This window comes from Peptostreptococcus sp. MV1 (assembly GCF_000758885.1).
GTDB lineage: Bacteria > Bacillota > Clostridia > Peptostreptococcales > Peptostreptococcaceae > Peptostreptococcus.
Genome location: NZ_JRNB01000082.1, coordinates 1 through 581 on the forward strand (window position 1 = coordinate 1; position 581 = coordinate 581).

The 581-nt window shown below is 29.4% G+C and carries 1 protein-coding gene; it reads left to right on the forward strand.

Annotation, left to right across the window (positions count from 1 at the left end):
• Window positions 1-210: 210 nt before the first annotated feature.
• On the forward strand, window positions 211-581 hold a 371-nt coding region (locus tag HMPREF1639_RS06000; protein ID WP_036764431.1), incomplete at its 3' end, for a hypothetical protein.

Genomic DNA, 581 nt, shown 5'->3' on the forward strand with positions numbered 1-581 from the left:
AAAAAATTATACTAATAAAATAGGATATCTTATTTAAAACATAAAGATGTTAAATATGAGAATTTATATTGATTGACAATGGATGTTATACATGTTATTATATGTATAGCTTATATAATCACTTATAAGCAAGAAGAAGGTAAACTTTATAGACATATATAGGTCGAATATATGTAAGTTGAAAAGTTATATTACAAAGGAGGATATATTATGAAGTTTAAAAAGTTATTATCAACAGTAATGGCAATGGCTATAGTTTCTGCGATAGGCGTAAATGCATTCGCCCTAGAAAACAAGAATGTAACTGTGTATAAGAATATAGCCAATAATGAGTTTTATACAGGTATGGGAGCACATGCAGCCGAAGCTTTTTCTAATGGAATAGTAGTGAATAATAACACAGACCTAAAGTTAGAAAGGGTAAAAACTAAGGAAATACATGTAAGTATATTTACCGGACATATTTATGAACTCACTTTGCAAGGAAAGAAAGGCACACCTGATGGATATGAGTTTAAATTCACAGGTAAAAATGTCACACCAACAACTCTTGCAAATACTTCAAGAAAGTATTACAGTGG